The organism is Pseudomonas putida (assembly GCF_022627325.1).
In the GTDB taxonomy this organism is placed as follows: domain Bacteria; phylum Pseudomonadota; class Gammaproteobacteria; order Pseudomonadales; family Pseudomonadaceae; genus Aquipseudomonas; species Aquipseudomonas putida_X.
Genome location: NZ_JAETZZ010000007.1, coordinates 1 through 17,905, shown reverse-complemented (window position 1 = coordinate 17,905; position 17,905 = coordinate 1). Strand labels below are relative to the sequence as shown.

Here is a 17,905-nt window from a genome sequence, read left to right as displayed (position 1 = left end):
CGGTTGCCCGACCCCGAAAACCCGGCTTATCCTCCCTCCTCTGTCTCGACACCCAGGACCCGCCAATGATCCACAGCGCGCAGCACGCCGCCTCCTACTACGCCGCCAGCAGCGCGCCACACCCCGATCATCCGTACCTGCAAGGCGAGCACAGCGCCGACGTGTGCATCGTTGGCGGCGGCTACTCGGGCCTCAATACCGCCATCGAGCTGGCCGAGCGTGGCCTGTCGGTGATCCTGCTCGAAGCGCGCAAGCTCGGCTGGGGTGCCAGCGGGCGCAATGGCGGCCAGCTTATCCGGGGCGTGGGCCACGGCCTCGAGCAGTTCCGTGCGGTGATCGGTGAAGAAGGCGTACGCAGCATGAAGCTGATGGGCCTGGAAGCCGTGGACATCGTCCGCGAGCGGGTCGAGCGCCACGCCATCGCCTGCGACCTGACCTGGGGTTACTGCGACCTGGCCAACAAGCCCGGCGAGCTGCAAGGCTTCGCCGAAGATGCCGAAGAATTGCGCAGCCTGGGCTACCGTCACGAACTGCGCCTGGTGCACAAAGACGCTATCCACAGCGTGGTCGGCTCCGACCGTTATGTGGGCGGCCTGATCGACATGGGCTCAGGGCACCTGCACCCGCTCAACCTGGCGCTGGGCGAAGCAGCCGTGGCCAGCCGCCTCGGTGTGCAGCTATTCGAGCAATCGCACGTCAGCCGCATCGAGTACGGCCCTGAAGTGAAAGTGCACACCGCCCAGGGCAGGGTGCGCGCCAAAACCCTGGTGCTGTGCTGCAATGCCTACCACAATGGCCTGAACCGCGAGCTGGGCGGCAAGGTGCTGCCAGCAGGCAGCTACATCATCGCCACCGAACCGCTGGGTGAGGAACGCGCGCGCCAGTTGCTGCCGCAGAACATGGCGGTGTGCGACCAGCGCGTGGCACTGGACTACTATCGCCTGTCCGCCGACCACCGCCTGTTGTTCGGCGGTGCCTGCCATTACTCCGGCCGCGATCCGCAGGACATTGCCGCCTACATGCAGCCGAAGATGTTCAAGGTGTTCCCGCAACTGGCCGATGTGCGCATCGATTACCAGTGGGGTGGGATGATCGGCATCGGCGCCAACCGCCTGCCACAGATCGGCCGCCTGGCCAGCCAGCCGAATGTCTATTACGCCCAGGCCTACTCTGGCCATGGGCTCAACGCCACTCACCTGGCAGCGCGCCTGCTGGGTGAAGCCATCAGCGGCCAGCAAAGCGGGCGCTTCGACCTGTTCGCCAAGGTGCCACACATCACCTTCCCTGGCGGCAAATACCTGCGCTCGCCGCTGCTGGCGTTGGGGATGCTCTGGCACAGGCTCAAAGAATTGGCCTGAAACCTGAGCGGTCCAGCAAGGACCGCGCAGGCTCATGCAGGTCAGTCTTTCCAGAAGGGTTTACGCCCTTCGCTCAGGGCCTGCTCCCAGCTCAGCCCAACATCGCGCAGCTCGGCATCAGTCAACTGCAGCAACGCCCTGCGGGTGTGCCAGCGATGCAGCATCAGGCCCCAGCGCCCCATCCCTTGCGGGGCGTTGAACACCTTGGCCTGCTGCCCGGCTTCCAGCTCCCTGGCCAACAATTGCAAGCGCACATCGCTCATCCCGCCCATCGCTGCGTTCTCCCGTTCAGTGGTTACGTGGAGAAAGCATGCGCGTTGCCAGCACCAGCAATACAGATTCAATACACCCTTATTATTCCCATACAGAATTGGCCAATTTCTGCCTGAATGCTGTATTTTCAACGCAACTGTACTGGTCGGGCGGGCAATCGCCCACAGGAGTATGCCGTGACGCTCTACCTGAACCTCGCCGAGCTGCTCGGCACCCGTATCGAGCAGGGCCTCTACCGCCCCGGCCAGCGCCTGCCATCGGTGCGCGCCCTGAGCGTGGAGCACGGGGTCAGCCTGAGTACGGTGCAGCAGGCCTACCGCCTGCTGGAAGACAACGGCATGGTTTCGCCACGCCCCAAATCCGGCTACTTCGTCAACGACCATCGCCACCTCGCCGCACTGCCCGCCGTCAGCCGCCCGGCCCAGCGGCCAGTGGACATTTCGCAGTGGGAACAGGTCCTGGAGCTGGTACGCAGCACGCCTCGTCAAGACGTCATACAGCTCGGCCGTGGCATGCCCGACATCGACAGCCCGAGCCTGAAGCCCCTGCTGCGCAGCCTGGCCCAGCTCAGCCGGCGCCAGGACATGCCGGGGCTGTACTACGACAACATCCACGGCAACCTCGCCTTGCGCGAGCAGGTTGCCCGCCTGGTGCTGGACTCGGGCTGCCGCCTTGGCCCGGCGGACCTGGTGGTGACGACCGGCTGCCACGAGGCGTTGTCGTGCAGTATCCGCGCAGTCTGCGAGCCGGGCGACATTGTCGCGGTAGATTCGCCGAGCTTCCACGGCGCCATGCAAACCCTCAAAGGCTTGGGCATGAAGGCGTTGGAGATCCCTACCGACCCCATCACCGGCATCAGCCTGCAAGCGCTGGAACTGGCACTTGAACAGTGGCCGATCAAGCTCATCCAGATCACGCCAAGCTGTAACAATCCGCTTGGCTACATCATGCCCGAAGCGCGCAAGAAGGCCCTGCTGAACCTCGCCCAGCGCTATGATGTCGCCATCCTCGAAGACGATGTGTATGGCGACCTGGCCTACACCTACCCTCGCCCGCGCACCCTCAAGTCGTTCGACGACGACGGTCGCGTGCTGCTGTGCAGTTCGTTTTCCAAGACGCTCGCCCCGGGCCTGCGCATCGGCTGGGTGGCGCCAGGGCGCTATCTGGAGCGGGTGTTGCACATGAAGTACATCAGCACCGGCAGCACGGCCACCCAGCCGCAGCTGGCGATCGCCGATTTCATCGCCAGCGGCCACTACCACCCCCATGTACGGCGCATGCGTAGCCAGTACCAGCGCGGCCGCGACCTGATGAGCGACTGGGTAAACCGTTACTTCCCGCCTGGCACACGCGTCAGCCGGCCTCAGGGCGGCTTCATGCTGTGGGTGGAGCTGCCAGAACATTTCGACACGCTGCGGCTGAACCGCGCTTTACTGGAACAGGGCGTGCAGGTTGCCGTGGGCAGCATCTTTTCGGCCTCTGGCAAGTTCCGCCACTGCCTGCGGATGAATTTCGCCGCGCGGCCAACCCCGCAAATCGAGGACGCGGTGCGCAAAGTGGGGGAAACCGCCCTTCGTCTACTGGATGAAAGTCACACCGACGGGTAACTTTGCGCCGCCCTTGACGGTCCTACCTCTCAAGCCCTTGCCGCACAGGACGATCCACCTTTGAGACTCCAGCGAGCTCTGCCCCTGCTGCTGGCGCTGCTAGGCCTTGCAGGCTGCGCCAGCGTCGGTACACCCCGCGAGACCAGCCAGGCATTGCCGGCCAAAGATTCAGCTTTCGGCCGTTCGGTATTGCGCCAGGCCGCACCCTATGAGGGACGGTCCGGTTTCCGTCTGCTGCCCAACAGCAACGAGGCCTTCCGTGCCCGCGCCGAGCTGATCCGTAACGCCCAGGCCAGCATCGACTTGCAGTACTACATCGTCCACGACGGCCTGAGCACCCGCGCCCTGGTCCATGAACTGCTGCGCGCGGCCGATCGGGGCGTACGCGTGCGCATTCTGCTCGACGACACCACCAGCGATGGCCTGGATACCATCATGGGCACCTTGGATGCCCATCCGAACATCCAGATCCGTGTATTCAACCCACTGCACCTGGGCCGCAGCACAGGGGTGACACGGGCGTTCGGGCGCCTGTTCAACCTGTCGCGCCAGCACCGGCGCATGCACAACAAGCTGTTCCTGGTGGACAACAGCATGGCCATCGTCGGCGGACGCAACCTGGGCGATGAATATTTCGATGCCGAGCCCAACCTGAATTTCACTGACATCGACATGCTCGGCGTGGGCCCGGTGGCCGAGCAGCTCGGGCACAGCTTCGACCAATACTGGAACAGTGCCCTGAGCAGGCCTGTCACTGACTTCCTCTGGCAACTGCCGGATGCCGCCGACCTTGCCGCCAGCCGCCACCGCCTGGAAGTGTCCCTGGCCGAGGCGCGGGTCCAACGCAAGGCGCTGTATGACCGCCTGATGGCCTATCAGTCAGAGCCACGCCTGGATGTTTGGCGTAATGAGCTGATCTGGGCCCACAGTCAGGCCTTGTGGGACGCACCGAGCAAGGTGCTGGCAGACGACGAGCCGGATCCGCAGCTGCTGATGAGCCAGCAGTTGGCCCCTGACCTGGCTAACGTGCATCACGAGTTGATCCTGGTTTCGGCCTATTTCGTCCCTGGCGAGCCGGGGCTGCTGTACCTGACCGGCCGTGCGGACGCCGGTACGTCGGTCAAGCTGTTGACCAACTCACTGGAGGCCACCGATGTACCGGCGGTGCATGGCGGGTATGCACCCTACCGCCGGGCGCTGCTCGAACACGGCGTGCAGCTGTTCGAGTTACGCCGCCAGCCGGGCGACCCCAGTGCCGGACGCCTGAGTTACCAAGGCGGTTCGGATTCCAGCCTGCACAGCAAGGCGATCGTGTTCGACCGGCGCAAGACCTTCATCGGCTCGTTCAATTTCGACCCGCGTTCGGTGCTGTGGAATACCGAGGTCGGGGTGCTGGTGGACAGCCCGGAGCTGGCCGAATACACCCGCGAGCTGGCCGTTCAGGGTATGGCGCCAGCGCTCAGTTATCAGGTCAGGCTCGAGCATGACAAACTGGCCTGGGTGACCGAGGACAACGGCCGACTGCACACCCTGACGGCAGAGCCCGGTGGGCTCTGGCGGCGGTTCAATGCGTGGATCAGCAAGGCCGTCGGGCTGGAGAAAATGCTCTAGCCCGGGCCTCAGGCGGCGGCGGGCTCGAAGGCACCGCGCCGCCGGGTCAACACCACCAACCCGGCCGCCCCAATTGCCATCAGCAGCGGCAAGGCATGGCCACTGAGCCACTGGCTACCTGCACCTGCCAGCAACGGCCCCAGCAGGCAGCCGATACCCCACAGCTGCGCCACATGGGCATTGGCCCGCACGAGGGCATCATCCCGGTACCGCTCGCCGATCAGTATCAGCGACAAGGTGAACAGGCCACCGGCACTGGCACCGAACAGCACCCACAACGGCCAGATCGCCGGCGTGTGCAAAAGCAACGGAATCGCCAGGCTGGAACACAGCAAGGTCACCGCACAAGCGGTGAACAGCGCGCGCCGCGACATGTGGTCGGCCAAGGCGCCAATCGGCAATTGCAGCACCGCGTCACCCACCACCACAGTACTGACCATGAACAGCGCCAGCTCGGTGGTGAAACCCTGCTGCAGGCAATACACCGGCAACAGGGTGAGGATCATCGCCTCGAAGGAAGCGAACAGCGCGATGGCCCAGGCGATCACCGGCAGTCGGCGACAGAAGGCGAACAGGTCGCGGAAGGTAACGCTGCAGGCCTCGGTACTCGGTGCGCCGCCACGGCCCAACAGCAGCAAGGGCGATAGCAGTAACAGGCCCGTCGCAGCCCAGAAGCCAAAGTCATCGTCAGAGCCGAGAAAGCCCAGTACCAGTGGCCCGGCCAGCTGGCTCAAGGCGTAGCTGCTGCCATACAGCGCCACCAGGCGCCCGCGCCACTGCTCCACCACCAACTGGTTGATCCAGCTCTCGCCAAGGATGAACACCACGGTCAGCGACATACCGATCAGCAAGCGTAGCGCCAACCACAGCGGGTAGCTCGGCAACACCGCCAGCAGGCCGATCGATAACGCCCCGCCCCACAGGCACAAGCGCATGGCCGCAGGCACGCCGACCCACCCGGCCAGGCGGCTGGCCAGGCTCGCCCCGAGCAGCACACCCAGCGCCGGCATAGCCGCCATGACGCCGATGGCGAAGCTGCCGTAGCCCCAGGCCTCCAGCCGCAGGGACACCAGCGGCATGCTCACGCCGAGCGCGAGCCCGACGCTCAGCACCGATGCCAGCACGGCAAAGTAGGTTCCCCAGCGCATAGCAGCCTCCCAGGCAGAATTCTTGAATAGCAGAAACGACACAGCCGGGACGGCGTGAACCGGCCCGGCTGTTGTTGGGGCTGTAGCGCAGCCCCTGTGGATTTACAGCTTGATCCAGGTCGCCTTCAGCTCGGTGTACTTCTCCAGCGCATGCAGCGACTTGTCACGGCCGTTGCCCGACTGCTTGAAGCCGCCGAACGGCGCGGTCATGTCGCCGCCATCGTACTGGTTGACCCAGACACTGCCCGCGCGCACGGCACGGGCAGTCTTGTGGGCCTTGGAAATATCCGAGGTCCAGATACCAGCGGCCAGACCGTAGGGCGTGTCGTTGGCAATGGCGATGGCTTCTTCGGCGGTATCGAAGGCGATGACCGACAGCACCGGGCCGAAGATTTCTTCCTGGGCGATCTTCATGGCGTTGGTCACGCCGTCGAAGATGGTCGGCTCGACATAAGTGCCGCCCGTTTCTTCCAAGGTGCGCTTGCCACCGGCCAGCAACTTGGCGCCGTCCTTGTGGCCGGCGTCGATGTACGACAGCACGGTATTCATCTGCTGGGTGTCGACCAGCGCACCGACGGTGGTCTGCGGGTCCAGCGGGTTGCCTGGTTTCCAGCCCTTGAGCGCGTCAACCACCATGGGCAGGAACTTGTCCTTGATCGAACGCTCGACCAGCAGGCGGGAACCGGCAGTGCAGACTTCGCCCTGGTTGAAGGCGATGGCACTGGCGGCAGCTTCGGCAGCGGCCTGCAGGTCCGGGGCGTCGGCGAAGACGATGTTCGGGCTCTTGCCGCCGGCCTCCAGCCAGACGCGCTTCATGTTCGACTCGCCGGCGTACACCATCAGCTGCTTGGCGATCTTGGTCGAGCCGGTGAACACCAGGGTATCGACGTCCATGTGCAGGGCCAGGGCCTTGCCGACGGTGTGGCCGTAGCCTGGGAGTACGTTCAGCACACCGGCGGGGATGCCGGCTTCGATGGCCAGCTGGGCGATGCGGATAGCGGTCAGCGGCGACTTCTCGGATGGCTTGAGTACCAGCGAGTTACCGGTGGCCAGGGCTGGAGCGATCTTCCAGCAGGCCATCAGCAGCGGGAAGTTCCACGGTACGATGGCACCGACCACACCCACTGGCTCGCGGGTAACCAGGCCTAGCTGGTCATGCGGGGTGGGTGCAACTTCGTCGTAGACCTTGTCGATGGCTTCGGCGGTCCAGTGGATGGCATTGGCCGCACCTGGCACGTCGATGCTGGAGGAGTCGCCGATCGGCTTGCCCATGTCCAGGGTTTCCAGCAGCGCCAGCTCTTCGACGTGCTTGCGCAGCAGGTCGGCGAAGCGGATCAGCTTGGCTTTGCGCTTGGCCGGAGCCAGCTGCGACCACACGCCGGAATCGAACGTTGCACGGGCGTTTTCCACCGCGCGGTTGGCATCGGCCAGGTCGCAGCTGGCAACCTTGGCCAGGAAGCGTCCGTCGACCGGGCTCAGGCAGTCGAAGGTTTCACCGGATGCGGCGTCGGTGTATTCGCCGTTGATGAAGGCACGCCCTTCGATCTTCAATTGCTGGGCACGTTGCTCCCAGTCTGCACGAGTCAGGGTGGTCATACGAAACTCCTCCTCTTGTTTAGGTGCAACGCCGCACTGAGGACTCACAGGCGTTGTCAGAATTCTGGCCGGGCGACAAGCGCACACTGGCAAGCGATACCCTAAACCAGCCAGTGCAAACTATCAATATATTTGACACATGAGGCTCAAAAGCCTACTGATGTGCATTTTATTAAACAAAAATAGGAGCCGCACCATGAACATCGCCAACATCATCGACTTCGCCCAGGTCCTCACCGAGGCTGAACGCTACCGTCCCGCGGCAGAAAAAATCCTCAAGGGCGAGCCAGACCAGGCTGTCTACAACCACTATTCCAGCCCGTGCGGGCAGTTCGCCGCAGGTGTCTGGGAAGGTGAAGTGGGGCAGTGGACGGTGAACTACACCGAGCACGAATACTGCGAGATCGTGCAGGGCGTTTCAGTATTGCGCGACCCGGATGGCGGGGCCAAGACCCTGCGTGCCGGTGATCGGTTCGTCATCCCGGCTGGCTTCCAGGGCACCTGGGAAGTGCTGGAGCCGTGCCGCAAGATTTATGTGATGTTCGAGCAGAAATGATTGCGACGCCAGCGTGGTGATTAAGTACCACAGCCCGGCAAGCCAAAGGCGGGATCCTTGATGCGTCCAATTCGGGACAACTCAAGGAGAACACCATGACTACCGATATCCTCGACCGTGCTCGTCACGTGATTGGCTCGCAGTATGTAGAAAGCGTCAAACCCTACATTCTCGAACTTACTGGCCTGCTGAGCGCCGCCGGCCCACGCGACGTCACCACCTTGGACATACGCTCCGACCGGGTGATGATCAGCGTCGATGCCAACGGCACCATCGACGGCCTGCGCATCAGCTGATATCCACTGCTGTTGGCATCCACGTAAAAAAAAACCCGCGTCCTTTCGGATGCGGGTTTTTTTCAGGTCGCCGATCAATTACTTGATCTTGGCTTCCTTGTACACCACGTGCTTGCGAACAACGGGATCGTATTTCTTGATCTCGATTTTGTCCGGGGTGGTGCGCTTGTTCTTGTCGGTGGTGTAGAAGTGGCCAGTGCCAGCACTCGAAACCAGACGGATCAATTCACGCATGACGTTCTCCTTAGAACTTTTCGCCGCGAGCACGCAGCTCGGCCAGCACTACGTCGATACCACGCTTGTCAATGACGCGCATGCCTTTGGCAGATACGCGCAGACGCACGAAACGGTTCTCGGATTCAACCCAGAAACGGTGGTGCTGCAGGTTCGGCAGGAAACGACGACGGGTTTTGTTGTTTGCGTGGGAAATGTTGTTCCCGGTTACTGGACCCTTACCAGTAACTTGACAGACTCTCGACATGACTCAGCCCTCTAAAACCACATGCCCAACCCGGCATGGGTTGGCCGCTTAATCTCTCAGTCTTTGGCGCCAGGCGCCGTGATTCTGGAGGTCTTACCGACCGGATCCGCTGATGCGACAGGCCGAGCCCCTAGAAAAGAGCGCTGCTTTATACCAGAAAGACTGCATTGCAACAACTGCTGATGAGCATCTGCCGGAGACAAATCGTGCGCGAGCAGCATAGCGGCTAGCCCGGCGAACTGTCGACCACTCGTCGCCAACCCGCATAAAAAGAGGGTGGTCATTTGCTGATGCGCACACTAGGGTAGGACGTTTCCAGACTGCTCTGGCAGATGGGCCACTGACAGCCAAGGAGCCACGATGCGTGCCGCCGCCCTTTCCTTAATGCTCACCACCCTGCTTGCTGCCGGCATCGCCCAGGCCGCGCCACTGAGTATCTGCAGCGAAGCCAGCCCCGAGGGCTTCGACGTGGTCCAGTACAACTCGCTGACCACCACCAACGCCTCGGCCGACGTTCTGATGAACCGCCTGGTCGAGTTCGACGCAAGCCAAGGCAAGGTCGTCCCAAGCCTGGCGCAGAGCTGGACAGTGTCGACTGACGGGCTGGTGTACGACTTCAAGCTGCGTGACGGGGTCAAATTCCACTCCACGCCTTATTTCAAACCAACCCGCGCGCTCGATGCCGACGATGTGCTGTTCAGCTTCCAGCGCATGCTCTACCCCGCCCACGCTTGGCACAAGACCGCACCGGGTGGCTACCCGCACGCCCAATCACTGCAACTGGGCAGCCTGATCAAATCGATCGAGGCCCCGGAGCCGAACAGCGTACGCTTCACCCTGACCCACGCCGACGCCACGTTCCTGGCCACCTTGAGCATGGGCTTCGCTTCGATCTACTCCGCCGAGTACGCCGACAAACTGCTCAAGGCAGGCACCCCGGAAAAGCTCAATAGCCAGCCGATCGGCACCGGCCCGTTCGTCTTCCAGCGTTACCAGAAGGACGCCGTGGTGCGCTACCGCGCCAACCCTGACTACTTCGATGGCAAGCCTGCGGTCGATCCACTGATCTTCGCCATCACCACCGACGCCAACGTACGCCTGCAGAAACTCAAGCGTGGGGAATGCCAGGTCGCCCTGTCGCCCAAGCCCCTGGACGTTGCCGAAGCCAGCAAGGACGGTAACCTGAAGGTCGCCACGACGCCGGCCTTCATGACAGCCTTCGTGGCCATCAACAGCGAGCACCCGCCGCTGGACAAACCTGAAGTGCGCCAGGCAATCAACCTGGCCTTCGACAAGCAGGCCTACCTCAAGGCCGTTTTCGAAGGCACCGCCACCGCCGCCAACGGCCCCTACCCGCCGAACACCTGGAGCTATGCTAAGGACCTGCCGGGCTACCCGCTGGATCTCAAGCGAGCCAAGGCGCTGCTGAGCAAAGCCGGTTACGCAGAGGGGTTCAGCACCACGATCTGGACCCGCCCGTCGGGCAGCCTGCTCAACCCCAACCCGAGCCTGGGCGCGCAGATGCTCCAGGCAGACCTGGCCAAGATCGGCATCAAGGCTGAAATCCGCGTGATCGAATGGGGTGAGCTGATCCGTCGGGCCAAGGCCGGCGAGCATGACCTGCTGTTCATGGGCTGGGCCGGTGACAATGGCGACCCGGACAACTTCCTCAGCCCGCAGTTTTCCTGTGCGGCGGTCAAGTCGGGGACCAACTTCGCGCGGTTCTGTGACAGCCGGCTGGACCAGTTGATCAGTGCAGGGCGCACCACCAACGACCAGAGCGTGCGCAGCCGGTTGTACCAGCAGGCGCAGACGCTGATTCAGCAACAGGCGCTCTGGGTGCCGCTGGCGCACCCGACGGCGGCAGCGCTGTTGCGCGACGGGGTCGAGGGGTACCAGGTAAGCCCGTTCGGGCGGTTGGACCTGAGCAAGGTTTCGGTGAAACGCTGACCCTTGGCTTTGCAGGCTCGACCCACCGCTGGCTTGCCGGCGACTGGTCGAGCCTGCAGACAGGCAGCAACTAAGCGATAATCCACCCTTGCTCCACCATCGACAGCGGCTCCCCATCACCGACGATGATGTGATCGAGCACCCGCACGTCGATCAGCGCCAACCCCTGCTTCAATGCAAGCGTCATGTGCACATCGTCCTGGCTCGGCTCACTGTTCCCCGAAGGATGGTTGTGGCAGTTATGGTATATGTTTGGAAACGTTGCAGACGTGGAGCTTCCGATGCCCGACGTGCCTTGCTGCGAAATCCGAATGATCCGGACTGCTTCCAGCGGCCTCAGGCCGTATCTGCTGGTGGAGGGGGTTCCGGTGATCTTAGCAAACCTCTGGGCCGAGGATTTGCTTCACAAATCGCGCCTCAACACCGTTGAGAGCTACCTTCGTGACGTTGCTGTCGCGTACGAGTGGGCCCTCAGCCGAGACTCTCCCCTGGAGCGAAAGCTTGAACGCTTGGCCGTTTTCAGCTCAACGGAGCTGACAATGCTGGCTGAGCGCCTATGCTCAACCAGGCGCGGTGCGGAAGCGAGTCAGTCGACCTGCACGCGACGGCTCGAATCCATCAAATCATTCATAGATTTTTCGTTTGATCATTACATCGAGCTCAATCGGTTGGGTCTGCAGGAGCAGAGCCAAGCTGAAAAAAACAAAAATAAAAACCTCCGAAACCTTAGTAAAAAAGTCATTAAGATCGCGCAACAGTCTGAACCCTCCCGACCTTCCACTCCACTCGATGCAGACGAAGAAGCTCTACTCAAAAAAGTTTTATACCCGAGCAGCTCGAAAAATCCCTTCAAGAGCGTAAAAATCCAGGTCCGTAACTATTGCCTTTTTTTGGTCATGCTGGAAACACTTGCCAGACGTGGCGAAGTTGTACTGATTGAGTTGAACGATCTTGATCTAGGCCCCTCTGCAACCATTCGTATTAAGCAGCCGAACGATATCAACAGGGAGCGACGAAGAGACGGCGCGAGCCTAAAGACACGCGGACGTATAGTTCCGATATCTGTATCGCTGGCCGCGATGCTGAATGAGTATCTTTGCGACCATCGACCGAGGCTGCTCAAGCCGAAACAGCCTTGTACCGCACTATTTGTCAGCTCCCGTGACGGCAGACGAATGTCAGCACGAACAGTGAACACGATTCTCAGAACCGTCGCTAGTAGCCTTGGCCTATCCAATTTCTCAACCCGCCTTCACCCGCATGGTTTGAGAACAACAGGTGCAAACGACGCCCGCAAAAAGCTTGAAAAAAGCGATGCACCCAGCCTCAACATCAGAGATGCTCTTGCGTATCTGGGAGGCTGGAGCCCGAACAGCGACAGCATTCAGAAGTACTCTCGACAAGCCATATCTGATCGTCTCGGAGAAATACTAAGGACATCTGACAGAACACTTCCACGAGAGAAAACTGATGACTAATTCTCCGACTGAGTTGACCACAGAGATCGAACGTAGATTCGGCATCGAGACTGACGATTTCCCTTTTCGGGTGCAATCTACTTTCGGCCAGACCATAACGATTCGCAACAATACTGGATGGCTCGAAAAGATGACCATCGAAATCGTCGGGTGTGCCCCGATGAATATTGCCTGGGGCCAACAACTTCACGAGAATTTGTTAGTGGAGTGGCTTCTCAGAGGATGGTTTATAGATCGAATTCAAACCCACATTGACCTTAGACCGCTGATCCTCGTGCAGCGAATCTTAGCCGCTCATGAGTTTCCGGGTGACGATGCAGAGACTATTGGAGATCGGCTATCATCCTTTGCTGTACGCGAATGCATCCGCCTAAAAACATCCGGCCGCAACGACGACTTAGTTGCCCTCCGAGTGTTCTATCGATGGTGCCTGGACGAGGATGTTTCAGGATTCAATGAGCATGATAGCCTTGAGCTTTCTCAGTTAACTGTAAAGGCATTTGATAACAAGCACCTGGTCACGATGCGAGACGATGACTTCGGACCTTTTACTCGGGTACAGTTAACGCACATTGAAATGCGTATTTTCACAAGTAAGCATGTATCGCATGTACAACGCACGATGTTTCTCCTTTGTCGGGATTGGGGAATACGCCCAATTCAGCTAGCGCTCATGCAGGTCACAGATTTTGGTATTGACGAGAACGGCCCTTTCGTCATGGTGCCAAGCGTGAAAGGAATTCGACGTTCAAGGCTTAGGAGACACCCCAGTAATTTGAAGAAACGCTACATTTCCAACGATACAGCGGAAGCCGTTCAGCAACAGTGCGCCTTAGCTGAGCACCAATGCAAAGCTGCATCGGGGTTAATTGAAAAGCTATGCGTAACGCATGGTATCAGCGTCCCTCAACTGCCCATACCATTGTTTCCAGCACCATTCAGAACTGAACCCCGTCTCGTGCGATTTCTAACCAATCCAAGACTGACCCCCTTCACATTACATCAAGATAATCGACGCTTGAGCTATGAGCTAACCTCGCTTACTTGGGAGCTTCAGTTGCTTGATCCTCACAAGTCCCCTAGAGAAGCCGCGCCTTTTATGCGTATTTCTGCGTACCGGCTTCGCAGAACCAAAGGAACCTCCATGGTCCTTTCTGGGGCGTCTCCTGACGAGGTAGCAGAAGCTCTCGATCATATAAATCTAAATTCCATAAAGCATTATTTTCGCTACAACCTTGAACTTCAAGAATTCATTAACACCACTCACATGGCTAGCCCGGAAATCAATGCGGCAGTTGAGATGTGGTGCGGAAGGTTCATGGAGGATACTGCTGACAGATCTGCATTATCACCTATAAGCAGCTTGGGATTATGCAGCTCGAAAAAACCATGCCCTTTTCACCCTACTGTTACATGCTATGCATGTTCCAAATTCAGGCCCAGCCGTCACGCAGACCATGAAGCCGCTCTAGCTGACATCACTAGATTTCAACAAATGTTGGGAAGCTCTTCTAGTGGCGCCATGGCTCAACAAGTCGAAGCTGCAATACACGGCGCCAAGTCAATTCTAATTGCCGTGAAGGAGCTAGACAATTGAGCGTATCAATGGCTGTTCTCGATGAACGTTATGAGCTTGCACGAAAACAGTTTAACGACCTCAAATCGAGTGGACTAGTGTCCGGAGATTTCGAGGGTAAGGTATGGCAATACAGATCGAGTAATATCCCATTTACGTCACTCTGCTCTGTGCAAAAACGACATGAAGATCAGCCCGCTCTTCCGACAGTGACGGGAAAGCTGGCTCGCTGTTTCATAGCCCATGAAATGCTTAGGCGTCCGTCGGCCACCCTGGTCATCGGACGAATGGCAGCGGTCAGACGCCTCTCGGCCGTAATGAATAACCATGACGTCAAATGGAGCGACATAACACGCAAGGTTTTTGACACCACCGTGGACTCAATCAGGCAAGATCACTCGGAGGCTACGGTATACCATAGAGCGAACGCCCTAAAGGCTTTTCTAAACTTCCTCAACAACTTCAGTATAACCAGTAGCGGAGTACCGCTTCGGTTCCTTGAAAGATTCATCAAGTGGAAGACTGGCGTACCTAACCCGACCCACAGCAACCTTGAGCTCACGTCTCAACAATTCAGACACAGAGAAGAAACCCTGTTCTCTCCTGACTTACACGAGGGCATCGCGAAAGCCCGATGCCTTATAAAGAACGATCCGAGCCTAGAGCCAATCAATGGCTTCGACAGAGTACGTCTGGAAGCGACTTGCTTCGGCATGGCGCTCGGCTTGAGGGTGGGTGAAATCACAAACTTACCGGAAAATTGCCTCTTCCAGGACCATGATACTCATACAACTTTCGTGCGGGTCCCTGTTGAAAAAAACCTCGTACCAGCCGCCGTACCAGTCGCAGATTTATGGAGCACTCCACTCACAGAAGCTTATGCGTATTTACTGGCGTTTTGCCGTGATGCAAGAGATCGAGCCCTTGATATCGAAGCGAATGGTTTCTCCTTTGTAGATAAAATACTCACCACCTACCGAGAAAAAAATCCACTAGACTCCGGAGCTAAAGATCAGCTCACATCGCTGGACCTAACCGTAGAGCACCACTATTTTGTAGAGGAATTAACGAGTTGCTTTGCGATATCAGCTAAAGAGCTTTGCAGCGGCGGGCGGTTTTACAGCTCTGCAATTGAACTTCCTAGAATAACAGCTGCACGCTTTGCGGCCTGGATAGACGACCGAATTAGCAAGTGGGACTGGTCGAACTACCTTAATGAGTACAAAAAGAATTGCTATAGTGTCTCTGTGCTTGATATCGGGATTCACACCAACTCATCTCGCTCATCAGTAAACAAATGCAAGTGGTTTAATGACGAACTTCGAATATTTCTCAAGGGGATGGTCAAAAGCGGGCTATTTAAGCCTGGTGCCCTGCCCTCATACGTGCAGCTGTTCGACATTAAAAGAGAATGGGCTCGCATTAGAGAACTCATGCTGTCTAGGAGAGGGATGGGAGCGGGGGTTCCCTCCCTGGCCATAGACATCAGATTATTCAAACGAGCTCTAGAAAAAAAGTACAGATTCCATTTGCAACGCCACTTTGACGAACAATTTGCTATGCCCGATGATGGCGAAGAAGCACCTTATCATGCAAAATTTTCGAGCAAGGGCTACCCTAACAAACTCAGCGACAACCTAATTGTTATCTGGGAGAACCAATTTAATTCGGTCTCACAGCAAGGTATTATCCCGCGCCCGCTTTTCAGGGCGGACCTTTATAACTACCTTTCAAACAACTCGTCAAAAAAAACTATTTTTCAACGCCTTGATTTGAGGGACCGAAACGGGAAGATATTTTCCATCACTCCCCACCAGATCCGCCGCTGGGTTACCACGGCGATCCTACGCGCCGGTCCCTCTGAGACAGCGGTGGATCTCTGGATGGGACGTACTCCACGCCAGAGTCGTCAATATGACTATCGGACCGCTAAAGAACGGGCAGAATATGTGAGGTCGTTATACTTGACCGATGAGCCACCCGAAGACTTTTTGGGAAAATTAGTCATCCGATGGCGCGAGGAGGAAGTCGCTGATGATCTAATTGAAGATATGATCATTCAGAAGCTGAGCATTTTAAATCTAACGCCATGGGGCGGATGCTCACGGGAGTTGTACATTAGCCCTTGTGATCGAGGCCTCATGTGCGTAAGAGGGTTCGGCACGGAAGCAGGGTGCAAATCATTTCATCTGAACCCTGATGATCTAGAAGCAAGGGCAGCCATTGAGACCTTACTCACAGAGTATGAGCGAATTATGAAGGTGATTTTTGACAACCGAACAGATATAACAGCCAGCATCGAGTCCGAACTCGACAGCACACATGAATTCGATCAGCACGTTTTGTTTGTTTGCGATATGGTTAGGAGCTGCAAGGCAGCTTTGAATGCATATTCGAAATCTAAGCAGGTATCATCGTGAAGCAGGATAAAAAATGGAAGGAGCGTGCGAGGTCTATTCTTGCCGATTATAAGGAGGGTCGAGTTACGGGGCCGCTCACACAAAGTGGACTTGCGCAGAAAGTCGCTGTCAGTCGCCAGACTCTATGGAGAGACGAGGAGATCCGATCTTTATATGCTACTACCCAGGATTACCTTCTAAATATAAAAAAGAAAGGACGAAAAGACAGCTGCGCCAGGATTTTTGCTCTCGAAACGCAACTTGAGAAAGCGCGTGCGGAGAACAATCGGCTGATTCAAATTATCATCAAAGCTGCTCAGCTCATGACGGAGGACGCGATCGATCCAAGACGGTATTTTGGAGATGCCACAACCTGACAAAGCCTCTATTCTCTTCGGAAAAGCTCTTTGAATGAACGTTGCTGGCAATCAACGCCATTAGGCTGGTAATAACGCCGCCCGCTCTGAACGGTGTAACATCTGTGCAAGCCATCATCGCTTTCATGAATAGCCTCCAAGGGCTCCATTGACCACTCGCCGCTGCCATTCATCCATCCTGGAGTGACAATCTGCAAGGACAGCTGTGCTGTGCCCTCTAGGGCCATCCGTGTGAATCGTTCCAGGCCCCGCATGTCCTCCAGGAAAAAGACCTCGATACATGTGTCTTCTCCCCGCGCCCTCGTGACCGTGATGTGGATCCAAGGCGATGAAAGCCGTTGCTCTACGAAATGCCAAGCCTGCTGATCCTCAGCCAGCCAGGCGTGTGAACGATCCACTTCTGCCCATCGGTTGGTGATAAACATACCGACTCCCTCTCAAATGAACAGCATACATTGTAGTCATATACTGTTCGTCGGGTGCCTTATCGTTCCTTTTGTGGAACATGCAAAGTGGAATTGAAAAGCGCATTCGGCCGGATTTTGCAGTGGATGAGAGTCAAGCAAAAACTGACCCAGGAAGATTTCGCGACTGTGAGCAGCCGTACCTATATCAGCACGCTGGAGCGGGGCCGATACGTTCCAACCATACAGAAATTGGACACGATCGCGCCGGTGCTAGGAGTGCATCCGGTAACCCTGATGATAGGTAGCTATGCCCTTAAGGAGAACCGATCAGCTAGGGACCTCCTCGCTCAAGTTGCTCAAGAAGCTGAACACATGGACCTTGAGGCTGCACTGTCAGCATTGAGTAAATCCTCTCGCTCGATCCCCTAGGCTCTCCGCGCGAGTCGACTGGATCTTAGGTGAGGAAGCTGAACGCGGCCTGGTAGACGACGTAGGAGCACTGATCTGGCGCATTGCCCGTGGCTCTACAGCCGGACAGTCATGGCTCAGCGCAGGAATAGCCAGGTACAGCGTATCAGGAACTCTGGGTATCAAGCCCGGACGATACGGTGGCTGTGGCAGCCCTGCAGGGGTATGGTGGCACCCTGACACAATCGTCTCAAATAGTAAGCGACCCGCGAACACACCTTGCGCTCGTTAAGCAGGCGTCCACTGATGCGGCAACAAGGCCTCGATCTCGCTCGCCCGTTGAGTAGGCAGTCGTGTCAGCACGTCCTTGAGGTAGGCATACGG

The 17,905-nt window shown here is 58.1% G+C and carries 18 protein-coding genes and 1 pseudogene; 11 read left to right on the top strand and 8 right to left on the bottom strand.

The features are described 5' to 3' along the window. Nucleotides 1-65: 65 nt before the first annotated feature. Nucleotides 66-1,358, top strand: a complete 1,293-nt coding sequence (locus tag JNA92_RS12470) for an NAD(P)/FAD-dependent oxidoreductase (protein ID WP_241804945.1) — start codon at nucleotides 66-68, stop codon at nucleotides 1,356-1,358. Between the two features lie 41 nt (nucleotides 1,359-1,399). Here JNA92_RS12470 and JNA92_RS12465 read toward each other — a convergent pair whose 3' ends face one another. After that, complete coding sequence (locus JNA92_RS12465) at nucleotides 1,400-1,630, bottom strand: DUF1127 domain-containing protein (protein WP_241804944.1); 231 nt, start codon at nucleotides 1,628-1,630, stop codon at nucleotides 1,400-1,402. 177 nt (nucleotides 1,631-1,807) lie between these two features. Here JNA92_RS12465 and JNA92_RS12460 point away from each other — a divergent pair, with 177 nt between their 5' ends. Continuing rightward, nucleotides 1,808-3,238: a PLP-dependent aminotransferase family protein gene (locus JNA92_RS12460; RefSeq protein ID WP_241804943.1), complete on the top strand. Its 1,431-nt coding sequence runs from the start codon at nucleotides 1,808-1,810 to the stop codon at nucleotides 3,236-3,238. A gap of 60 nt (nucleotides 3,239-3,298) precedes the next feature. After that, on the top strand, nucleotides 3,299-4,849 hold the full coding sequence (locus JNA92_RS12455) for a phospholipase D family protein (RefSeq protein WP_241804942.1): 1,551 nt from the start codon (nucleotides 3,299-3,301) through the stop codon (nucleotides 4,847-4,849). A gap of 8 nt (nucleotides 4,850-4,857) precedes the next feature. Here the strand turns inward: JNA92_RS12455 and JNA92_RS12450 are convergent, their stop codons facing one another. Both JNA92_RS12450 and JNA92_RS12445 read right to left on the bottom strand, forming a co-directional pair. After that, complete coding sequence (locus JNA92_RS12450; protein ID WP_241804941.1) at nucleotides 4,858-5,997, bottom strand: MFS transporter; 1,140 nt, start codon at nucleotides 5,995-5,997, stop codon at nucleotides 4,858-4,860. Nucleotides 5,998-6,099: 102 nt separating this feature from the next. Next, on the bottom strand, nucleotides 6,100-7,593 hold the full coding sequence (locus JNA92_RS12445; RefSeq protein ID WP_241804940.1) for an aldehyde dehydrogenase: 1,494 nt from the start codon (nucleotides 7,591-7,593) through the stop codon (nucleotides 6,100-6,102). A 196-nt stretch (nucleotides 7,594-7,789) separates the two neighbouring features. Between JNA92_RS12445 and JNA92_RS12440 the strand changes: the two genes are divergently transcribed. Continuing rightward, entirely contained in the window at nucleotides 7,790-8,149 is a 360-nt protein-coding gene (locus JNA92_RS12440) for a cupin domain-containing protein (RefSeq protein WP_241804939.1), read from the top strand. A gap of 95 nt (nucleotides 8,150-8,244) precedes the next feature. Next, on the top strand, nucleotides 8,245-8,445 hold the full coding sequence (locus JNA92_RS12435) for a hypothetical protein (RefSeq protein ID WP_241804938.1): 201 nt from the start codon (nucleotides 8,245-8,247) through the stop codon (nucleotides 8,443-8,445). 78 nt (nucleotides 8,446-8,523) lie between these two features. Here the strand turns inward: JNA92_RS12435 and rpmG are convergent, their stop codons facing one another. Continuing rightward, entirely contained in the window at nucleotides 8,524-8,679 is a 156-nt protein-coding gene (gene rpmG, locus JNA92_RS12430; RefSeq protein WP_003253507.1) for a 50S ribosomal protein L33, read from the bottom strand. 10 nt (nucleotides 8,680-8,689) lie between these two features. Beyond that, entirely contained in the window at nucleotides 8,690-8,926 is a 237-nt protein-coding gene (gene rpmB, locus JNA92_RS12425; protein WP_012312138.1) for a 50S ribosomal protein L28, read from the bottom strand. A gap of 360 nt (nucleotides 8,927-9,286) precedes the next feature. Between rpmB and JNA92_RS12420 the strand changes: the two genes are divergently transcribed. Continuing rightward, nucleotides 9,287-10,876 (top strand): ABC transporter substrate-binding protein, encoded by a 1,590-nt coding sequence (locus JNA92_RS12420; protein ID WP_241804937.1) that lies wholly within the window; start codon nucleotides 9,287-9,289, stop codon nucleotides 10,874-10,876. A gap of 70 nt (nucleotides 10,877-10,946) precedes the next feature. Here JNA92_RS12420 and JNA92_RS12415 read toward each other — a convergent pair. After that, nucleotides 10,947-11,111, bottom strand: a pseudogene (locus tag JNA92_RS12415) (JAB domain-containing protein); the annotation flags it as partial. A 46-nt stretch (nucleotides 11,112-11,157) separates the two neighbouring features. On the opposite strand from JNA92_RS12415, the gene JNA92_RS12410 reads away from it, so the two are divergent. From JNA92_RS12410 to JNA92_RS12395, 4 genes are read left to right on the top strand one after another with little or no spacing between them, the layout of a single operon-like run. Further along, nucleotides 11,158-12,354: a tyrosine-type recombinase/integrase gene (locus JNA92_RS12410; RefSeq protein ID WP_100412847.1), complete on the top strand. Its 1,197-nt coding sequence runs from the start codon at nucleotides 11,158-11,160 to the stop codon at nucleotides 12,352-12,354. Next, nucleotides 12,347-13,951, top strand: a complete 1,605-nt coding sequence (locus JNA92_RS12405) for a site-specific integrase (protein WP_241804936.1) — start codon at nucleotides 12,347-12,349, stop codon at nucleotides 13,949-13,951. Before JNA92_RS12410 ends, JNA92_RS12405 begins: the two co-directional genes overlap by 8 nt. Before the next feature lie 8 nt (nucleotides 13,952-13,959). Continuing rightward, entirely contained in the window at nucleotides 13,960-16,350 is a 2,391-nt protein-coding gene (locus JNA92_RS12400) for a hypothetical protein (RefSeq protein WP_241804935.1), read from the top strand. Beyond that, on the top strand, nucleotides 16,347-16,706 hold the full coding sequence (locus JNA92_RS12395) for a hypothetical protein (RefSeq protein ID WP_100412839.1): 360 nt from the start codon (nucleotides 16,347-16,349) through the stop codon (nucleotides 16,704-16,706). Before JNA92_RS12400 ends, JNA92_RS12395 begins: the two co-directional genes overlap by 4 nt. Before the next feature lie 8 nt (nucleotides 16,707-16,714). Here JNA92_RS12395 and JNA92_RS12390 read toward each other — a convergent pair whose 3' ends face one another. Continuing rightward, a complete protein-coding gene (locus JNA92_RS12390) occupies nucleotides 16,715-17,131 on the bottom strand; it encodes a hypothetical protein (protein ID WP_241804934.1) in 417 nt (138 codons plus the stop codon). A gap of 87 nt (nucleotides 17,132-17,218) precedes the next feature. Between JNA92_RS12390 and JNA92_RS12385 the strand changes: the two genes are divergently transcribed. Continuing rightward, nucleotides 17,219-17,542, top strand: a complete 324-nt coding sequence (locus JNA92_RS12385) for a helix-turn-helix domain-containing protein (protein WP_100412841.1) — start codon at nucleotides 17,219-17,221, stop codon at nucleotides 17,540-17,542. 267 nt (nucleotides 17,543-17,809) lie between these two features. Here JNA92_RS12385 and JNA92_RS12380 read toward each other — a convergent pair. Next, the coding region (locus tag JNA92_RS12380; RefSeq protein WP_241805182.1) for a transposase domain-containing protein at nucleotides 17,810-17,905 on the bottom strand (96 nt) is incomplete at its 5' end.